At 67.8% G+C, this 17116-nt stretch carries 15 protein-coding genes and 1 tRNA gene; 10 read left to right on the top strand and 6 right to left on the bottom strand.

What is annotated here, in order from left to right; all coding sequences use genetic code 11:
- The first annotated feature begins 45 nt into the window (after nucleotides 1-45).
- From ABIC21_RS03620 to ABIC21_RS03610, 3 genes are all read left to right on the top strand, one after another.
- Complete coding sequence (locus ABIC21_RS03620) at nucleotides 46-726, top strand: lysophospholipid acyltransferase family protein (RefSeq protein WP_354349074.1); 681 nt, start codon at nucleotides 46-48, stop codon at nucleotides 724-726.
- Nucleotides 723-2273, top strand: coding sequence for a ribosome biogenesis GTPase Der (der, locus tag ABIC21_RS03615; protein ID WP_354173381.1), 1551 nt, complete (start codon nucleotides 723-725; stop codon nucleotides 2271-2273). Before ABIC21_RS03620 ends, der begins: the two co-directional genes overlap by 4 nt.
- A gap of 152 nt (nucleotides 2274-2425) precedes the next feature.
- A tRNA-Pro gene (locus tag ABIC21_RS03610) sits at nucleotides 2426-2502 on the top strand.
- A gap of 220 nt (nucleotides 2503-2722) precedes the next feature.
- Here ABIC21_RS03610 and ABIC21_RS03605 read toward each other — a convergent pair.
- Nucleotides 2723-3592 carry an Fpg/Nei family DNA glycosylase gene (locus ABIC21_RS03605; RefSeq protein ID WP_354349034.1) on the bottom strand — a complete coding sequence of 290 codons (870 nt, stop codon included), beginning with the start codon at nucleotides 3590-3592 and terminating at the stop codon, nucleotides 2723-2725.
- A gap of 146 nt (nucleotides 3593-3738) precedes the next feature.
- On the opposite strand from ABIC21_RS03605, the gene gcvH reads away from it, so the two are divergent.
- The 5 genes from gcvH to ABIC21_RS03580 all read left to right on the top strand — a co-directional run bounded on the left by gcvH (nucleotide 3739) and on the right by ABIC21_RS03580 (nucleotide 6866).
- Complete coding sequence (gene gcvH / locus ABIC21_RS03600; protein ID WP_354349033.1) at nucleotides 3739-4125, top strand: glycine cleavage system protein GcvH; 387 nt, start codon at nucleotides 3739-3741, stop codon at nucleotides 4123-4125.
- Nucleotides 4126-4278: 153 nt separating this feature from the next.
- On the top strand, nucleotides 4279-4755 hold the full coding sequence (locus tag ABIC21_RS03595; protein ID WP_354349032.1) for an FHA domain-containing protein: 477 nt from the start codon (nucleotides 4279-4281) through the stop codon (nucleotides 4753-4755).
- A gap of 23 nt (nucleotides 4756-4778) precedes the next feature.
- Nucleotides 4779-5495 carry a transcriptional regulator FtsR gene (ftsR, locus tag ABIC21_RS03590; protein WP_354349031.1) on the top strand — a complete coding sequence of 239 codons (717 nt, stop codon included), beginning with the start codon at nucleotides 4779-4781 and terminating at the stop codon, nucleotides 5493-5495.
- A complete protein-coding gene (locus ABIC21_RS03585) occupies nucleotides 5495-5998 on the top strand; it encodes a bifunctional nuclease family protein (protein ID WP_354349030.1) in 504 nt (167 codons plus the stop codon). Before ftsR ends, ABIC21_RS03585 begins: the two co-directional genes overlap by 1 nt.
- Before the next feature lie 271 nt (nucleotides 5999-6269).
- The gene (locus ABIC21_RS03580; protein ID WP_282383637.1) at nucleotides 6270-6866 is read left to right on the top strand and encodes a MerR family transcriptional regulator; all 597 of its coding nucleotides are present in this window, start codon (nucleotides 6270-6272) and stop codon (nucleotides 6864-6866) included.
- Between the two features lie 129 nt (nucleotides 6867-6995).
- Here ABIC21_RS03580 and ABIC21_RS03575 read toward each other — a convergent pair whose 3' ends face one another.
- The gene (locus tag ABIC21_RS03575; protein ID WP_354349029.1) at nucleotides 6996-7847 is read right to left on the bottom strand and encodes a ParA family protein; all 852 of its coding nucleotides are present in this window, start codon (nucleotides 7845-7847) and stop codon (nucleotides 6996-6998) included.
- A gap of 335 nt (nucleotides 7848-8182) precedes the next feature.
- Between ABIC21_RS03575 and ABIC21_RS03570 the strand changes: the two genes are divergently transcribed.
- Entirely contained in the window at nucleotides 8183-11578 is a 3396-nt protein-coding gene (locus tag ABIC21_RS03570) for a pyruvate carboxylase (RefSeq protein WP_354349028.1), read from the top strand.
- Nucleotides 11579-11672: 94 nt separating this feature from the next.
- Here ABIC21_RS03570 and ABIC21_RS03565 read toward each other — a convergent pair whose 3' ends face one another.
- Nucleotides 11673-13493: an AMP-dependent synthetase/ligase gene (locus tag ABIC21_RS03565; protein WP_354349027.1), complete on the bottom strand. Its 1821-nt coding sequence runs from the start codon at nucleotides 13491-13493 to the stop codon at nucleotides 11673-11675.
- Between the two features lie 180 nt (nucleotides 13494-13673).
- Between ABIC21_RS03565 and ABIC21_RS03560 the strand changes: the two genes are divergently transcribed.
- Entirely contained in the window at nucleotides 13674-14765 is a 1092-nt protein-coding gene (locus ABIC21_RS03560) for an ROK family glucokinase (protein ID WP_354349026.1), read from the top strand.
- Between the two features lie 63 nt (nucleotides 14766-14828).
- Here ABIC21_RS03560 and ABIC21_RS03555 read toward each other — a convergent pair whose 3' ends face one another.
- Genes ABIC21_RS03555 through ABIC21_RS03545 form a run of 3 tightly spaced genes read right to left on the bottom strand, consistent with a single transcriptional unit; the run spans nucleotide 14829 to nucleotide 17090 of the window.
- On the bottom strand, nucleotides 14829-15473 hold the full coding sequence (locus ABIC21_RS03555) for a hypothetical protein (RefSeq protein WP_354349025.1): 645 nt from the start codon (nucleotides 15471-15473) through the stop codon (nucleotides 14829-14831).
- Entirely contained in the window at nucleotides 15466-16269 is an 804-nt protein-coding gene (locus tag ABIC21_RS03550) for an alpha/beta hydrolase (protein WP_354349024.1), read from the bottom strand. The genes ABIC21_RS03555 and ABIC21_RS03550 overlap by 8 nt, the downstream gene beginning before the upstream one ends.
- Entirely contained in the window at nucleotides 16266-17090 is an 825-nt protein-coding gene (locus tag ABIC21_RS03545) for an alpha/beta hydrolase (protein WP_354349023.1), read from the bottom strand. The genes ABIC21_RS03550 and ABIC21_RS03545 overlap by 4 nt, the downstream gene beginning before the upstream one ends.
- Nucleotides 17091-17116: the final 26 nt, after the last annotated feature.

Here is a 17116-nt window from a genome sequence, read left to right as displayed (position 1 = left end):
CCGGCAGGGCTGCCGGCCCGCTGGACCACCCTCTGGAGCCGGCCCGTGGGCTGGGCCCTGAACCACGTCCTCTACCGGACGTCGGTCACGGGGCGGTCGAACGTGCCGGCGACGGGTCCGGTGATCTTCGCCGGCAACCACATCAGCTTCCTGGACGGACCGGTGATGTTCGGGGCGTCCCCGCGCGCCATGCACATCCTGGTCAAGAAGGAAATGTTCACCGGCTTCCTCGGCCGCGTGCTGCGGGCCTCCGGGCAGCTGGCGGTGGACCGCACGGGCGACCGGGCGGCCCTCCTCGCGGCCAAGGCCGTGCTCGACGCCGGACGGTGCGTCGGCATTCTTCCCGAAGGGACGCGGGGGAGTGGAGAGGCCTCCGCCATCAACAAGGGGGTGGCCTGGCTCGCGCTGAACTCCGGCGCAACCGTGGTGCCCGTGGCCATCCTCGGGACCCGGATGGGCGGCGAACACCTCGACGCCGTTCCCCGGCCGCGCCGGAGGCTGCACGTCAGCTTCGGCGGAGCCCTCAATGTCAGCCGCAGGCCCGGCGAGACCGGGCGTGTTTCAATGGACAGGGCCGGAACCGAGATCCGCGCCGCGCTGGCCCGCCATGTCCAGGACTCGATCCTAAGAACAGGGCAGCCCTTGCCCGACGCGGATTCCCCGCAAGAACGTCATGAAGCAGTAGCCGGGACGCCGGCAGATCACCCCATAAGGAATGTGCAATGAGCGATACGACTCAAACCTCCGGCCAATTTGGCGCCGGCGAAGACGAATACACGCCCACCGGCACGGACCAGGTGGCCGAGCACCTCGCCGCCCTGGACGATGAGGAAGCCGAGGTCCGTGCGGCCTCCCTCCGGGCCGGCCTGGACGACTACGATCTGGACGAAGACGACGCCGCCCTCCTGAGCGGCGAGTACGACGACGAGGATTTCGACGGCCCCGTCAAGCTTGATCCGGTCCTGGCCATCATCGGCCGGCCCAACGTGGGCAAGTCCACCCTGGTGAACCGCATCCTCGGCCGCCGCGAAGCCGTGGTGGAAGACACCCCCGGCGTCACGCGCGACCGCGTGATGTACTCGGCCACCTGGAACGGCCGGAACTTCACGGTCGTCGACACCGGCGGCTGGGAGCACGATGCCCGCGGCATCCACGCCCGCGTCGCCGAACAGGCCGAGATGGCCGTGGAACTCGCCGACGCCGTGCTGTTCGTCGTCGACTCCGCCGTTGGCGCCACCGCCACCGACGAAGCCGTCGTGAAGATGCTCCGGAAGTCCAAGAAGCCGGTCATCATGGTGGCCAACAAGGTCGACGACTTCGCGCAGGAAGCCGACTCGGCAACGCTCTGGGGCCTCGGCTTCGGCGAGCCCTACCCGGTCTCGGCGCTGCACGGCCGCGGCGTCGCCGACCTGCTGGACCACGTCATGGACACTCTTCCCGAGTTCTCCACCATCGAGGGCCTGGAGCGCTCCGGCGGTCCGCGCCGCATTGCCCTCATCGGGCGCCCGAACGTGGGCAAGTCCTCGCTGCTGAACAAGCTGGCCGGTTCCGAGCGCGTTGTCGTGGACAACACCGCCGGCACCACCCGTGACCCGGTCGATGAGTTCATCGAGCTCGGCGGCCGCACCTGGCGTTTCGTTGATACCGCCGGTATCCGCCGCCGCCAGCACATGGCCCAGGGCGCGGATTTCTACGCCTCACTGCGCACGCAGAGCGCGCTCGAAAAGGCGGAGGTCGCCGTCGTGCTCCTCGCGGTCGACGAAGTGCTCAGCGAGCAGGATGTCCGCATCCTGCAGCTGGCCATCGAATCCGGCCGGGCCCTGGTTCTCGCGTTCAACAAGTGGGACCTGCTGGACGACGAGCGTCGCATCTACCTGGAGCGTGAAATCGAGCAGGACCTGGCCCACGTGGCCTGGGCGCCGCGCGTGAACATCTCGGCGCTGACCGGGTGGCACAAGGACCGGCTGGTCCCGGCCCTCGACACGGCCCTGGAAAGCTGGGACAAGCGCATCCCCACGGGGCGGCTCAACGCCTTCCTCGGCGAGCTGGTCGCGGCACACCCGCACCCGGTCCGCGGCGGCAAGCAGCCCCGCATCCTCTTCGGCACCCAGGCCTCCAGCCGTCCGCCGAAGTTCGTGCTCTTCACCACGGGCTTCCTGGACCCGGGCTACCGCCGCTTCATCACCCGCCGGCTCCGCGAAACCTTCGGGTTCGAGGGCACGCCCATCGAGGTCAACATGCGTGTGCGGGAAAAGCGCGGCAAGAAGCGTTAATTCCGACACACCTTGCCCGTGGCATGCGGAAAGTGTCACGGGCACCCTCCGGAATCGTGTAAGCTTTTGGAGGTGGTTCGGCCGGACTGCTCAGATGAACTCTTCTGGTTACACAGGAGGATGACATCGAGAGCGGAGAACGGCGGAACTAACGGGCTGTAGCGCAGCTTGGTAGCGCACTTGACTGGGGGTCAAGGGGTCGCAGGTTCAAATCCTGTCAGCCCGACCATAGAAACCGCAGGTCAGGGGCCGTTTCCGGAGAAATCCGGAAACGGCCTTTGCTGTTTAACCAGGATGCAGCAACGGATGTAGCAACGCGGGAGCCTCTCTATGATCAGGAAGGGATCGTTGTCGCAGACGTCGACCTGGGTCGCTGCATGACCGCGAAGCGATGGTTCGACGTCGTGGGGCACTACAGCCGCGAGGACGTTACCCCCTGGTAACGGCGGCTACTTCAGGAAACGCGATGTCCGGCGGTCGGCCAGGATCTTTCCCTGCGTCTGGCAGCCGGGGCAGTACTGCAGGGACGTGTCCGCGAAGGACACCTCGCGGACGGTGTCCCCGCACACCGGGCACGCTTCACCGGCCCGCCCGTGGACCCTCATGTTGCTCCGCTTGGTGTCCTTGAGTTCCTGGGGCGGTTTGCCGCTGGCTTTCCGCAGCGCCGTCCCGAGGCTGCCGTGGATCGCGTCGTAGAGCCGCTGGACCGCATCCCGGTCCAGGGACCGGGCAAGGGCGAAGGGTGAGATCCTGGCCGCGTGCAGGATCTCGTCGCTGTAGGCGTTTCCGATGCCGGCGATGACGCCCTGGCTCCGCAGCACGCCCTTGATTTGCTGGGAACTGGAACTGAGGATCCCCGCCAGGGCACCGACGTCGAACCCTGCACTGAACGGATCCGGTCCCAGCGCGGCAATGCCGGGAACGTCGGCGGGATCCCGGACCACGTACACCGCCAGGCTCTTCTTCGTGCCGGCCTCGGTCAGGTCCAAATCGAGGGGACCGGAGCCGCCGGAAAACGACAGCCGCACCGCAATGTGCCCCGTGCCCATTTTCAGGGGGGTGCCCGTGGGCGTGTCGGTGAAGCGGACCCAGCCGGCCCGCGCCAGGTGGAAGACAAAAGACAGCCCGCCGGCCTCCAGACTGACGAACTTGCCGAAGCGGCGCACCCCGGTCACGGTCCGGCCCTCCAGTTCGGAGATGGGGGGATCCGCCGTTTTGAGCACCGCGAAGGAGACGACCTGGATCTTCGTGACAGCAGCGCCGAGCAGGTGCGCGGCGAGGAAGTCCGTCAGGGCTGCCACTTCCGGAAGTTCGGGCATTGCCTAGCCGTTACCGGGGATTTCCGTCATCGCCCCATCATGCCAGAGTCCTCCCCGGGCCCGACCGGATATGCCTATACTTTCAGCGGCGGACAGTTCACGTGCCCGCCGTCGATATTGGTGATTGACCCGATGAAAGGCCCGTCATGAGCATCATTCCCGAAGAGCTGTCCTACACCGCAGAACACGAGTGGGTTTCCGCCCCGAACGCCGACGGTGTCGTGCGCGTGGGCATCACTGATTTTGCCCAGGACGCCCTTGGGGACGTCGTCTATGCCCAGATGCCTGAGGTGGGCACGACGATCAAGGCAAACGACGTCGTCGGGGAGGTCGAGTCCACCAAGAGCGTCAGCGACATCTACGCCCCGGTTTCCGGCGAAGTCGTGTCCCGGAACGAGGCCCTGGACACCGATTCCGCCCTCATCAATTCGGATCCCTACGGCGAGGGCTGGCTGATGGAAATCAAGCTGGCAGAAGCCGACGCGATCGAGTCACTCCTCAGTGCATCGGAGTACGAACAACAGGTAGGCTAAAGCTAAAGCCCTTTCGGGCCGGGTCGTTGTTCTCACCGCTGGGAAACCAGCCAGACAACGCCCCGCCGAAGGGTTGAATCCCGGATTTGCCAGGCACTTCCGGACGGCATGCGTTGTTTGCAGGGGGGACACCTGCAGCGAATGGAGGAATCAATGTTTGGGCACGAACGCAACAACACCGGTGACGGTTTTGGCACGGGTGGAGTGAAGGCTTCGGAGACCACGTCGATCAACCTCACGCCGGTCCGCGACGAACCGACCATCACCCCGAAGCTCTCGGCTGAGGAGCGGGCCGCCGTCGAGGCGCTGCCTTACGGCTCCGCCCTGCTGGTCGCGCACAGCGGCCCCAACACCGGCGCCCGCTTCCTGCTGGACTCGGACATCACGACGGCGGGCCGGCACCCGGACGCCGACATCTTCCTCGACGACGTCACGGTCTCCCGCCGGCACGTCGAGTTCCGCCGCACGGCACGCAGCTTCGAAGTCGTGGACACCGGAAGCCTGAACGGCACCTACGTGAACCACGACCGCGTCGACAGCGTCGAACTGAAGTCCGGCCACGAGGTGCAGATCGGGAAGTTCCGCCTCACCTTCTACCTGAGCCCTGCCCGCGCAGCAGGCAACGTCTGATTCCGGGGTAGCTGCCTGTGGCCATGGCACAAGCGGAACGGCGCGGACCCCAGGTTCTGAACATCGGGGAAGTCCTGGCTCAGTTGAGCGACGACTTCCCCAGCATGACCGCGTCAAAAATCCGGTTCCTTGAGGAAAAAGGACTGATCAACCCCCAGCGGACCCCCGCCGGGTACCGGCAGTACGCCGAGAACGACGTCGAGCGGCTGCGTTTTGTGCTTGCCCTCCAGCGGGACCAGTACCTGCCGCTGAAGGTCATCAAGGACTACCTTGACGCGATCGACCGCGGCGAACGTCCGGACAACCTGCCTCCCGGCGTTACGGTCTCGCCGCGGATCGTCTCCGAGGAACTGGCCTCCGAACTCCAGAACCGGGTCCGCCGGCTCAGCGAGGCACAACTCCGGACCGAGTCCGGCGCCAGCGTGCCCCTGCTGGAATCGCTCCTGAGCTACGGCCTGATCGGCCATGTAAACGGCAAATTCGATGAGCACGCCCTCCAGGTGGCACGCGCCTGCGTCCAGCTGGAAAGCCACGGACTGGAACCACGCCACCTGCGGCCGTTCCAGGCCGCCGCCGAACGCGAATTCGGGCTGGTGGAGCGTGCGGTGGCCACCCTGACCTCCCGCAAGGATGCCGCCTCCCATGCCCGCGCCGCCGAGGCGGCCCGGGAGATCAGCGAGCTGTGCCTGACGCTGCACCGGGCCCTGGTCCAAGACCGCATCTCGAGGATGGACATCTGATGATTGAGGTGGAAATTGTAGGCGTGCGGATTGAGCTTCCGTCCAACCAGCCGCTGGTCCTGCTCAAGGAGATCCACGGGGAGCGGCACGTGCCGATCTGGATCGGCACCCCGGAGGCCAGCGCCATCGCCCTGGCCCAGCAGGGGGTCGTGCCGCCGCGCCCCATGACCCACGACCTGCTGATCGACGTCGTCGAAACCCTCGGACACACGATCGTCAGCGTCAACATCGTGGCCGTGGAGGACAACATCTTCTACGGGCAGCTCCAGTTCGAGAACGGGACCACGGTCAGTTCCCGGGCCTCCGACGCCCTCGCACTGGCCCTCCGCGCCAAGTGCCGGATCTGGTGCGCCGACGCCGTGATGGAAGAGGCCGGGGTGCGGATCACCGAACACGACGAGGGCGAAGACACCCACCCGGGTCCCGCCGTCGACGAGGAGGGGGAGCTGCGCCGCTTCCGCGAGTTCCTCGACGACGTCGAGCCTGAAGACTTCGCCGGCTGAGCGGGCCCGCACCACGCGAAGGTTAAAGTCGAGGATGAAAGTTTCGACACGCCCCGGCAATACCCCGAACGTCTTTGACCTTGGGCCCCGGCAGGCCTAACGTCAGAAGTACAAGTTCCCATTGCACGCAACAACCGCTCAGGTCACACTGGAAGGTGCAGCCCCGGCGAAATGACACGGATGAATTTTATCCACCCGTGGTTTCTTTTCGCTAGGGATAACTGGTTGTTACTGCATTTTCCGCAGGGGAGCCATGACAAGGAGGATCCACGTGAGTCCGAAAGGCGAAGCAGGCGAGCTCAACCAGCCCTCGACGGCTGGTGTAGCCGTGCCCGCTAGCGGTGCCCAGGGCCTGCTGTTCACCGAGGATCTCCCTGTTTTGGACGAGGACGCGGGCTACCGCGGCCCGACGGCCTGCAAGGCGGCAGGCATCACCTACCGTCAGCTGGACTACTGGGCACGCACGGGTCTGGTCGAGCCCGCCGTCCGCGGTGCCGCAGGTTCAGGGTCCCAGCGCCTCTACGGATTCCGCGACATCCTGGTCCTCAAGGTCGTCAAACGCCTCCTTGATACCGGCGTTTCCCTGCAGCAGATCCGGACCGCCGTCGAGCACCTCCGGGAACGCGGCGTCGAGGATCTCGCCCAGATCACCCTGATGAGCGACGGCGCCAGTGTGTACGAGTGCACCTCGGCGGATGAAGTCATTGATCTCGTCCAGGGCGGACAGGGCGTCTTCGGCATCGCCGTCGGCCGTGTCTGGCGGGAAGTGGAAGGCAGCCTCGCGGCGCTGCCGAGCGAACATGCCGGCGTCCAGTCGTTCCCGGACGATGAACTCAGCAAGCGCCGGGCCACCCGCAAGATCGGCTAGGCACCGGCCGCCAGCCGCACTGGCCCCCGCTGCACCAAACAGCAACGCGGGGTCACTTGCCGCCATCACGGCATGATTGATGGGCGGTAAGTGACCCCGCGTTGCTTTTCGTTTTTTTGCGGGGCGTGGCTAGCGGTTGACGCGGTCCCGGATCCGGGCAGGTGTCGGCTGGCCGTCCGCGCCCAGCAGGTTGGCCAGCAGTGTGTCGAACAGGGCGGCGGCGTTCTTTGCCGAATCGCCGGGCCAGTGGTGGATGGAGTGGGCGGCGCCCTGGATTTGCTGCCAGTTGGCCTGCTCCGGGATGTGCGGTGACAGCAGCAGCCCGCCGAACATCAACTCCATTTCGGCGAGCCGGAAGGTGTGCTCGGCGGATCCGGTGCGCACCCGGTTCGCGACGATGCCGGCCGGGGAGAGTTTCGGGGCGAATTCCTGCCGGAACAGTTGGATGGCCCGCATGGTGCGTTCCGTGCCCGCAACCGAGAAGAGACCCGGTTCGGCCACGAGGGTGACCTTGTCGCTGGCGGACCAGGCCATCCGGGTGAGCCCGTTCAGGGAGGGCGGGCAATCCACGAGGACCAGCTCGTACTTCTCCGCGCCGGCCAGGACTGCGGAGAGCCGGCGCAGGTCGCGGCGGCCCAGATCCGGGCGGTCGTAAATGCCGGTGTAGGCGGAGCCGACGGCCACATCCAGGATGGCCGGCGCGGAACCTGCGGGAGCACCGCCGTTGGCGGCTGCGCGTTCCACCCAGCCGCTGGGGACCACGTTTTCGGCCAGGCGGGCCCGCCGGGGAGCCTTGAGCATCCGGCCGATGTCCTGCTGGTCTCCCGGCCGGACTCCAAGGGCCGTACTCGCATCCGCGTGCGGATCAAGGTCGACGACGAGGGTGGGGATGCCGGCGGCCAATGCCGCGGACGCCAATCCGGTGGTCACCGATGTCTTGCCGACACCGCCTTTGAGGCTGCTGATGCTGACTACTTGCACTTGAAAAACCAATACCTAACGCCGGTTGCCGGGACGGGGTCCTGCCGGCTCCTGCGTTCCCCGGAGCCGGGGCGTGCATGCGCCACCCACCACCTCATCATATGTTGCCGCCCTGCCTAAACCTGCCTCATCTGGTGCCGGGGCGGCAGATGAAAGATAAGCTTCAGGCAGGGCCGGGACCCGCCCTGCCGGATGTACTGTCCTGATGTACTTGCCTAATCCGGCACACGTGACGCGCGTCGCTGTGACGGTCGACACAATAATTTGTGTTTGTCCGTGCACGTCTTAGACACTGTGACCAATTACCGATACACCCGCGATGATGCAGGAGAAGTATGTTTTCGAAGATTCTGGTGGCCAATCGCGGCGAAATCGCGATCCGTGCCTTCCGCGCCGGCTACGAACTCGGTGCCAAGACTGTCGCCGTCTTCCCCAACGAGGACCGCAACTCAATCCACCGCCAGAAGGCCGACGAGGCCTATCTGATCGGTGAGGAGGGCCACCCCGTCCGGGCCTACCTCGACGTCGACGAGGTGGTGCGCGTGGCCAAGGAATCCGGGGCCGACGCCATCTACCCCGGCTACGGTTTCCTCTCCGAGAACCCGCGCCTGGCCCGGGCCGCGGCGGCGGCCGGCATCACCTTTGTGGGGCCGCCCGCCGAGGTCCTGGAACTGGCAGGCAACAAGGTCGCCGCGCTCGAGGCAGCCCGCAAAGCCGGCGTCCCGGTCCTGAAGTCCAGCCAGCCCTCCAAGGACCTGGACGAACTCATCGCAGCCGCCGACGTCATCGGCTTCCCCATCTTCGCCAAGGCCGTCGCCGGCGGCGGCGGGCGCGGCATGCGCCGCGTCGACACCCGCGACGCCCTTCCGGAAGCGCTGCAGGCTGCCATGCGCGAAGCCGACGCAGCGTTCGGCGACCCGACTATGTTTCTGGAGCAGGCCGTGCTGCGCCCCCGACACATCGAGGTCCAGATCCTGGCCGATGCCGAGGGCAACGTCATGCACCTCTTCGAGCGCGACTGCTCCATCCAGCGCCGCCACCAGAAGGTCATCGAGATCGCCCCGGCGCCGAACCTCGACGAAGGCATCCGGCAGGCGCTGTACCGCGACGCCGTGAAGTTCGCCAAGGCGCTGAACTACGTCAACGCCGGAACCGTGGAATTCCTTGTCGACACCGTCGGGGAGCGCGCCGGCCAGCACGTCTTCATCGAAATGAACCCGCGGATCCAGGTAGAGCACACGGTCACCGAGGAAGTCACCGACGTCGACCTCGTCCAGGCACAGCTGCGCATCGCTGCCGGAGAGACGCTCGCGGACCTTGGCCTCTCCCAGGAGACGGTCCAGCTCAAGGGTGCCGCCCTGCAGTGCCGAATCACCACGGAGGACCCCGCCAACGGCTTCCGGCCCGACGTCGGCAAGATCACCGGCTACCGTTCAGCCGGCGGAGCCGGTGTCAGGCTCGACGGCGGCACCGTCTACTCCGGTGCCGAAATCAGCCCGCACTTCGACTCGATGCTGGTCAAGCTGACCTGCCGCGGCCGCGAGTACCCGGCCGCCGTGGCCCGGGCACGCAGGGCCCTCGCCGAGTTCCGCATCCGCGGGGTCTCCACTAACATCTCGTTCCTGCAGGCTGTCCTGGACGATCCGGACTTCATCGCCGGCAACGTGGCCACGTCCTTCATTGACGAACGCCCCGAACTGCTCAAGGCCCGGGTCTCCGCGGACCGCGGCACCAAGCTCCTGACCTGGCTCGCCGACGTCACCGTGAACAAGCCCAACGGCGAGCTCACGGTCCACAGCGATCCCGCCGCCAAGCTCCCTTCCCTCGACGACGCGCCCGCCCGGCAGGGCTCCCGCCAGCGGCTGCTGGAGCTGGGCCCGGATGGGTTCGCGAAGGCCCTGCGCACGCAGGACGCGGTCGCCGTCACGGACACCACGTTCCGCGACGCCCACCAGTCGCTGCTCGCCACCCGCGTCCGTACCCGCGACCTCGTCGCTGCGGGCCCGGCCGTGTCCAAACTCCTGCCGGAACTGCTCTCCGTCGAGGCCTGGGGCGGCGCCACCTACGATGTGGCCCTGCGCTTCCTGGGCGAGGACCCCTGGGATCGGCTCGCGGCCCTGCGCAAGGCGCTGCCGAACGTCTGCCTGCAGATGCTCCTCCGCGGCCGCAACACGGTCGGCTACACCCCCTACCCGGAAGAGGTCACGGTGGCCTTCGTCAACGAGGCCGCCGCCACCGGCATCGATATCTTCCGCATCTTCGATGCGCTCAACGACGTCAACCAGATGGCCCCGGCCATCCGCGCCGTCCGCGGGACCGGCACGGCCGTCGCGGAGGTGGCCCTGTGCTACACCGCAGACATGCTGGACCCGGACGAGACGCTGTACACCCTGGACTACTACCTGGAGCTGGCGCAGAAGATCGTCGACGCCGGCGCGCACATCCTGGCGATCAAGGATATGGCCGGGCTCCTGCGCCCCGCCGCCGCGGCCCGCCTCGTGACCGCCCTGCGCGAGCGCTTCGACCTCCCGGTCCACCTGCACACCCACGACACCGCCGGCGGCCAGCTGGCCACCCTGCTGGCAGCGGTCGACGCCGGAGTGGACGCCGTGGACGTAGCCTCCGCCTCGCTCGCCGGCACCACCAGCCAGCCCTCAGCCTCTGCGCTGGTGGCGGCCCTGGCCCACACGCCCCGCGACACCGGGCTGAGCCTGGCGAACGTGTGCGCCCTGGAACCGTACTGGGAGGCCGTCCGCCGCGTCTATGCACCGTTCGAATCCGGCCTCCCGGGCCCCACCGGGCGCGTGTACCAGCACGAAATCCCCGGCGGACAGCTCTCCAACCTGCGCCAGCAGGCGATCGCGCTGGGCCTCGGGGAGCGGTTCGAGGCCATCGAGGACATGTACACCGCGGCTGACCGGATCCTCGGCCGGCTCGTGAAGGTCACCCCGTCCTCCAAGGTCGTAGGTGACCTGGCCCTGCACCTCGTGGGACTCAACGCCGACCCCGCGGACTTCAACGAGAACCCGCAGAAATACGACATCCCGGATTCCGTGATCGGCTTCCTCTCCGGTGAACTGGGCGATCCTCCCGGAGGCTGGCCGGAGCCGTTCCGCACCAAGGCGCTGCAGGGCCGCACCGTCAAGGTCCGCGACGTCGAGCTCAGCGCCGAGGACAGCGCCGCCCTGGCGTCCGATTCCAAGACCGTGCAGCAGACCCTCAACCGGCTGCTCTTCGCCGGTCCCACCAAGGACTACCAGAAGAGTGTGGAGTCCTACGGCAACCTCTCGGTGCTGGACACCCGCGACTACCTCTTCGGGCTGCAGCGCGGCGCCGAGCACGAGATCGAGCTGGAGAAGGGAGTCCGCCTGATCGCCTCCCTCGAAGCGGTCTCCGAGCCGGACGAGAAGGGCATGCGCACCGTGATGTGCACGCTCAACGGACAGTCCCGCCCCGTAGTGGTCCGGGACCGTTCCGTGGTCAGCAACGTCAAGGCCGCCGAACGTGCCGACACCTCCCAGCCCGGCCAGGTGGCCGCACCGTTCGCCGGCGCCGTCACCCTGACCGTCAAGGCCGGCGAGGCGGTCAAGGCCGGCGACACCGTCGCCACGATCGAGGCCATGAAGATGGAGGCGTCCATCACGACGCCGGTCGACGGCACGGTCTCGCGCCTCGCCGTCGGAGCGATCGAGCAGGTCCAGGGCGGCGACCTGCTGCTGGTCGTCGAGTAACCGCACCGCAACGCCCGACACCACCGCGCGAGACCAAATGAGGGTCCTTCCGGCCGAGAGGCAGGAAGGACCCTCCTACTTGTGGCTGCGCCGCCTAGACCTGGGCGGGACGCGGGGTGCCGTACATTTCCTCGATGACGTTCTCGAAGTCCTTCATCACCTGGGCGCGCTTGACCTTCATCGACGGCGTGAGGTGCCCGGAGGCTTCGGTGAAATCGGCGGGCACGATCCGGAAGGACTTGATGGCCTCGGCCTGGGACACCGACTGGTTGGCGCCGTTGATGAGTTCCTGCACAGCGGCCTTGACCACCGGGTTGTCCGTGGCCTCGGCAAGGGTGGTCGAGGCGGGCAGCCCGTGCCGGTGCAGCCAGCCGGGCAGGGCCTCCTCGTCGAGGGTGACCAGGGCGCCGATGAAGGGTCGGTTGTCACCAACCACCAGCACCTGGGAGACGAGCGCGTCGGCACGGATCTGGTCCTCCAGGAGGGCCGGCACCACGTTCTTGCCGCTGGCTGTGACAATGATTTCCTTCTTGCGCCCGGTGATGGTCAGGAAGCCCTGCTCATCGAGCTGGCCAATATCGCCGGTGCGGAACCAGCCATCGACAAAGGACTCGCCGGAGAGGTCTTCACGCTTGTAGTACCCGCGCATCACGCACACGCCCTTGGCGAGGATCTCGCCGTCTTCGGCGATTTTCACGGCATTGCCGGGAATCGGGGCGCCGACGGTGCCGATCTTGATCAGATCCGGGGTGTTCACGGTGACGGGGGCCGTGGTCTCGGTCAGCCCGTAGCCTTCCAGGATCTGCATGCCGATGCCCTGGAAGAAGTGACCTAGCCGCTCGCCCAGCGGGCCGCCGCCGGAGACGGCGTGGGCCACCTCGCCGCCCATGGCCGCGCGGAGCTTGCTGTAGACGAGCTTGTCGAAGAGGGTGTGCTTGAGCTTGAGGCCCAGGCCGATCTTGCCGGCCTGGCGGGCGCGGGAGAATTCGATGGCGGTGTCCGCGGCGCGGTGGAAGATGGCGCCCTTGCCACCGTCCTCGGCCTTGGTCAGTGCCGAGTTGTAGACCTTTTCGAAGACCCGCGGCACCGCGAGGATGAAGGTCGGCTTGTAGCTCTGCAGGTCCGGCAGGAGGTTCTTGATGTCCGGAGTGTGCGCCACGGTGACGCCGGCGGCGACCGCGAGCACCGAGATGAAGCGCGCGAACACGTGGGCCAAGGGCAGGAACATGATGGTCCGGGCCTGCTCGTGGACGATCTTGTTCAGCGAGGTGGCGAGCGCGTTTTCGGAGAGTTCCACGAAATTGCCGTGGGTCAGCTCGCAGCCCTTGGGCCTACCAGTGGTGCCCGAGGTGTAGATGATGGTGGCGAGGTCGCCGAGGGAAGCAAGGCTGCGCCGTGCCTCGAGTTCCTCGTCGGTGACGGCCGCGCCGGCGGCACGGACCTCGTCCAACCCGGACCCTTCGAGCTGCCAGACGTGGGCCAGGGCGGTGAGACCTTCGGAGGTGGCGGCCTGCCGGATGACATTTTCATGGTGGGCGGACTCGCCGAACGCGGCGACGGCGCCGGAGTCCCCCAGGTTCCAGGCGACCTGGGAGGGGGAAGAAGTCTCGTAGATCGGCACGGAGACGGCACCGGCGAACCAGATGGCAAAGTCGATGAGGGCCCACTCATACCGTGTGCGCGACATGATGCCCACCCGGTCGCCGGCTGCCACGCCGCTGGCCATCAGGCCCTTGGCGAGCAGGGATACGTCGGCGAGGAAGTCGGTGGCCCGGACGTCCTGCCATTGTCCGGCCGCGTCGAGGCGGGAGAACAAAGCCGGATTGGAGGCCTTCGCGGCCTGGCGCAGCACCAGGTCGGTGACGTTCGTTTCCGGGGGGACGGTGACCAGGGGCGGGACACTGATTTCTCGCACATTAGCTCCTTTGATATCCATGACCCGCGAGGGGTACGACTAACACTAGTATGCGGTCCTAGGCATGTGTGTTACGCCACATCTACTGGTGGGTAACCTTACGGTTTGGTAACCCCCGGTGCCGGCGGGAGCGGTGATGCGGCCGCTGCCCGGCCGCTCCGGCGAATAGGATAGGGAACCATGCACACACCTACACCCGGACAGCAGCCCGGCCCGTACCGCAGGACGGCCGCCTGGCGGCGCAGGACGCTGGCGGGCGCAGCCGCCGCACCGGCCGGCCAGGGTTTCCGTGAGCACCTGCGGCTGGGCCGGAAAGGACTCGCCATCGGCGTGGACATCGGCGGCACCAAGGTTGCGGCCGGTGTGGTCGACGCGGAGGGCAGGATCCTCGCACAGGCCAAGCGGTCCACCCCCGGCAACGACCCCCGTGCGGTCGAACAAGTGATTGTCGAACTGGTCGAGGAATTAGGCCAAGGCCACCGGATCTGGTCGGTCGGGATCGGCGCGGCCGGCTGGATGGACCTCGACGGCGGGACCGTGCTGTTCAGCCCGCATCTTGCCTGGCGCAACGAGCCGCTCCGGGACAACCTGCAGCGGTTGCTCCGCCGGCCCGTGCTGCTGACCAACGACGCCGATGCGGCCGGCTGGGCGGAGTGGCGCTTCGGTGCCGGGCAGGGCCAGAACCGACTGGTCTGCATTACCCTCGGCACCGGGATTGGCGGTGCCATGGTGATGGACGGCCGGCTGGAACGCGGGCGCTTCGGTGTGGCCGGGGAATTCGGCCATCAGATCATCATGCCAGGCGGCCACCGCTGCGAGTGCGGCAACCGGGGCTGCTGGGAGCAGTACGCGTCCGGCAACGCGCTCGGCCGGGAAGCCCGGGAACTCGCCGCCGCCAACTCCCCGGTGGCCCAGGAACTGCTCAAAGCGGTGGACGGCCACGCGGAGCGCATCACCGGAGTGATCGTCACGGAATTGGCCAAAGCCGGTGACCCGACTTCCCGCGAGCTGCTGGAGGACGTCGGGGAGTGGCTCGGGCTGGGCCTGGCCAACCTCGCCGCCGCGCTGGATCCGGGCAAGTTCGTGATTGGCGGCGGACTCTGCGACGCCGGCGAGCTGCTGGTCGGCCCGGCCCGGAAGGCGTTCGCCCGGAACCTGACGGGACGCGGGTTCCGGCCGGCAGCGGACATCGAGCTGGCGGCGCTGGGCCCGAACGCGGGCCTGATCGGCGCGGCGGACCTGTCCCGGGTCAGCAGCCGCATGCACAGCTAGCCGGACACCGGCCCGGCCGGCGCGCCGGCACAGCGGGCACCGCCGGAACGGGGTCCGGCCCGGTCAGATGCGTGCGCCGTCGTCGTGTTCGTCCTTTTCCCCCGGCAGCTTCATGATCAGGAAGACCACCGACGCCGCGAAGGCGGCCACCATTCCGAGGATGGCCAGCAGCGGGGCGGAGCGCCAGAACATCGCGGAGATCAGGAGCGCCACGGGGCCACCCACGGCCCCCAGCCAAGCCAGCATCGTCAGCGGGTCTGTTCCGGCGAGGCTGGGCGGTTCCTCCGGCACGAAGTCGCCCGGACCCAGCGGGTCATCGTCCGAGCCCTCGTAGTCCCGAGGCCCCGGGGCATCCCCAGGACGATCGGCGCCCGCTCCCGCCGAGGGGCCCCCGTCCGCCCGGCTCTGCGCCCCCCGCTCCTCGGCGGACAGCTCAATCGGCACGCCAACGGAAAGGCCTAGCGGGTCGAAGTCGCTGAAAGGCCGTGGCGCGCCGGCGCCGGCGCCTTCACTAGCCGAACGGTCCGCGCCGGATGCTTCCGGGAGCCCCGGTTCGTCATCGCTGTCCCGGTCGTCCCGGGCTTCGGGGGTCCCGGGGCCCGCCTCCGCGTCCGTGTCCCTGCCTTCCAGTCGCGCGACCAGATCCAGCCAGACGGCGTCGTCCTGGTTGGCGCTGGAATCCGCGGAGTCCGGGTCCGGTCTAGTCATCTGCCGTGTCCTTTTGGCTAGCGTGGGCGGCGTCCGGGCCGCCTTCCGCACCCAGCGACCGGATAAATTCGGCCGTGCCGCGGAAGATTTCGGGCGCGTCGTTGTCCATCGTAGCCACGTGGTAGCTGTTTTCCAGCCGGATCACCTCCAGCGGGGCGTGGGCCAGTCCCCGGCGCAGGGCCACCATGCTCGACTCGGAGACCACGTGGTCCACCGCGGAACGGTACACCCGCACCGGGGCGGTAATCCGGGGGAGCAGCCGCACGGTGTCCTTGAACATCTTGTTGAGCTCGTGGGCCGCGGCGACCGGCGTCCGGGGGTAGGCCCCCTCGTCGATGCCCTCTTTGAGGATGTCGTTGGCGATCGCCGGGGTGCTCTTGACCACGAATTTCAGGATTCCCGCCAGCGGTGCCCTGGGATCGTCAATGACAAGGCCGGGGTTCACCACCACGGCCCCGGCCACCGGACGCGTGGCGGCAATCCGCAGCGCCAGTGCCCCGCCCATCGACAGCCCGGCCACGACGACCTGCTCACAGTCCGCAGCGAGTTCAAGGTAGGCAGCGTCGAGCGCCGCGTGCCAGTCCCGCCAGTGTGTCCGGGCCAAATCCTGCCAGCTGGTACCGTGCCCGGGCAGCAGCGGTGCCCGCACGGCGAAGCCGGCATCGGCCAGTGACCAGGCCCAGTCCCTGACGCCGTGCGGGCTGCCTGTGAAGCCGTGCGAGATTACGACGCCGGTGCGGAAACCGGTTCCGGTGAACGGGCTGCAGAACGGTGTGTGGTCCGGGGGGATGGTCATCGGGTCTCCGGGGGGCTGGTGGCGGGTTGGTCGGTTACCGCCGCGGACCGTGCGGAGGCGGCGGCATGGCGGAGGAAGAACTGAACGGACTGTTCGAAAATCAGCGGGGCGTCGACGTCGAGCGTCGCCACATGCCCGCTGTCCGGCAAACTGACCAGCTCCAGCTCCCGCGACCCCAGTCCTTTCCGCAGCAGCTCGACGGAGGAGGGCGGGACCACGATGTCGGTCGCGGACTGGAAGACGAGGGCCGGAGCGGCGACGGCGGGCAGTTCGCGCCGCGCGGCCTTGAAGAGCCTGCTCAGCTGGTGGACGGCTTCCAAAGGGGTGAGCGAGTAGTCGCCGTCCTCGGTGGCGGACGCCGTCGGATGCGGTTCCTGTACCGGGACGGTGGTGCGCTTGATGTGCTTGAGCAGGCCGATGTAGCGCACCCTGCGGTCGTAGAAGCTCAGTCCCGGGTTGACGACGGCAACTCCGGTGACACGGTGGTGCGCCGCCGTGCGCAGGGCGATGGTCCCGCCCATGGAAAGCCCTGCCACGTAGCAGTGCCCGGTCCGGGCGGAGAGTTCCAGATAGGCGTCCTCGAAGGCCTGGTACCAGTCCTGCCAGCCGTGGCGGGCCAGATCGCGCCAGTCCGTGCCATGCCCCGGCAGCAGCGGCACGGACACCGCGAAGCCCTGACGGGCCAGATGCTCCGCCCAGGGCAGGACGCTCAGGGGGCTGCCGGTGAAGCCGTGGCAGATGGCCACGCCGATGCCCGCGGTGGCGCCGTGGCCGGGATAACTGAACGCTGCGGGCGCCAGGGGAGTGCTGCTTCCGGTCATGAGCCCATCGTGTCACTGTTCCGGAC

Origin of the sequence: Pseudarthrobacter sp. PvP090, from assembly GCF_040547365.1 — a bacterium.
GTDB lineage: Bacteria > Actinomycetota > Actinomycetes > Actinomycetales > Micrococcaceae > Arthrobacter.
This window is presented reverse-complemented; position numbering and strand designations above follow the sequence as displayed.

What these genes read in the sequence shown, in the direction of transcription:
- der (WP_354173381.1), top strand. Translation starts at nt 723, where the DNA reads ATGAGCGATACGACTCAAACCTCCGGCCAATTTGGCGCCGGCGAAGAC.
- ABIC21_RS03605 (WP_354349034.1), bottom strand. Translation starts at nt 3,592, where the DNA reads ATGCCCGAACTTCCGGAAGTGGCAGCCCTGACGGACTTCCTCGCCGCG.
- ABIC21_RS03555 (WP_354349025.1), bottom strand. Translation starts at nt 15,473, where the DNA reads ATGACTAGACCGGACCCGGACTCCGCGGATTCCAGCGCCAACCAGGAC.
- ABIC21_RS03570 (WP_354349028.1), top strand. Translation starts at nt 8,183, where the DNA reads ATGTTTTCGAAGATTCTGGTGGCCAATCGCGGCGAAATCGCGATCCGT.
- ABIC21_RS03595 (WP_354349032.1), top strand. Translation starts at nt 4,279, where the DNA reads ATGTTTGGGCACGAACGCAACAACACCGGTGACGGTTTTGGCACGGGT.
- ftsR (WP_354349031.1), top strand. Translation starts at nt 4,779, where the DNA reads ATGGCACAAGCGGAACGGCGCGGACCCCAGGTTCTGAACATCGGGGAA.
- ABIC21_RS03550 (WP_354349024.1), bottom strand. Translation starts at nt 16,269, where the DNA reads ATGACCATCCCCCCGGACCACACACCGTTCTGCAGCCCGTTCACCGGA.
- ABIC21_RS03585 (WP_354349030.1), top strand. Translation starts at nt 5,495, where the DNA reads ATGATTGAGGTGGAAATTGTAGGCGTGCGGATTGAGCTTCCGTCCAAC.
- gcvH (WP_354349033.1), top strand. Translation starts at nt 3,739, where the DNA reads ATGAGCATCATTCCCGAAGAGCTGTCCTACACCGCAGAACACGAGTGG.
- ABIC21_RS03560 (WP_354349026.1), top strand. Translation starts at nt 13,674, where the DNA reads ATGCACACACCTACACCCGGACAGCAGCCCGGCCCGTACCGCAGGACG.
- ABIC21_RS03545 (WP_354349023.1), bottom strand. Translation starts at nt 17,090, where the DNA reads ATGACCGGAAGCAGCACTCCCCTGGCGCCCGCAGCGTTCAGTTATCCC.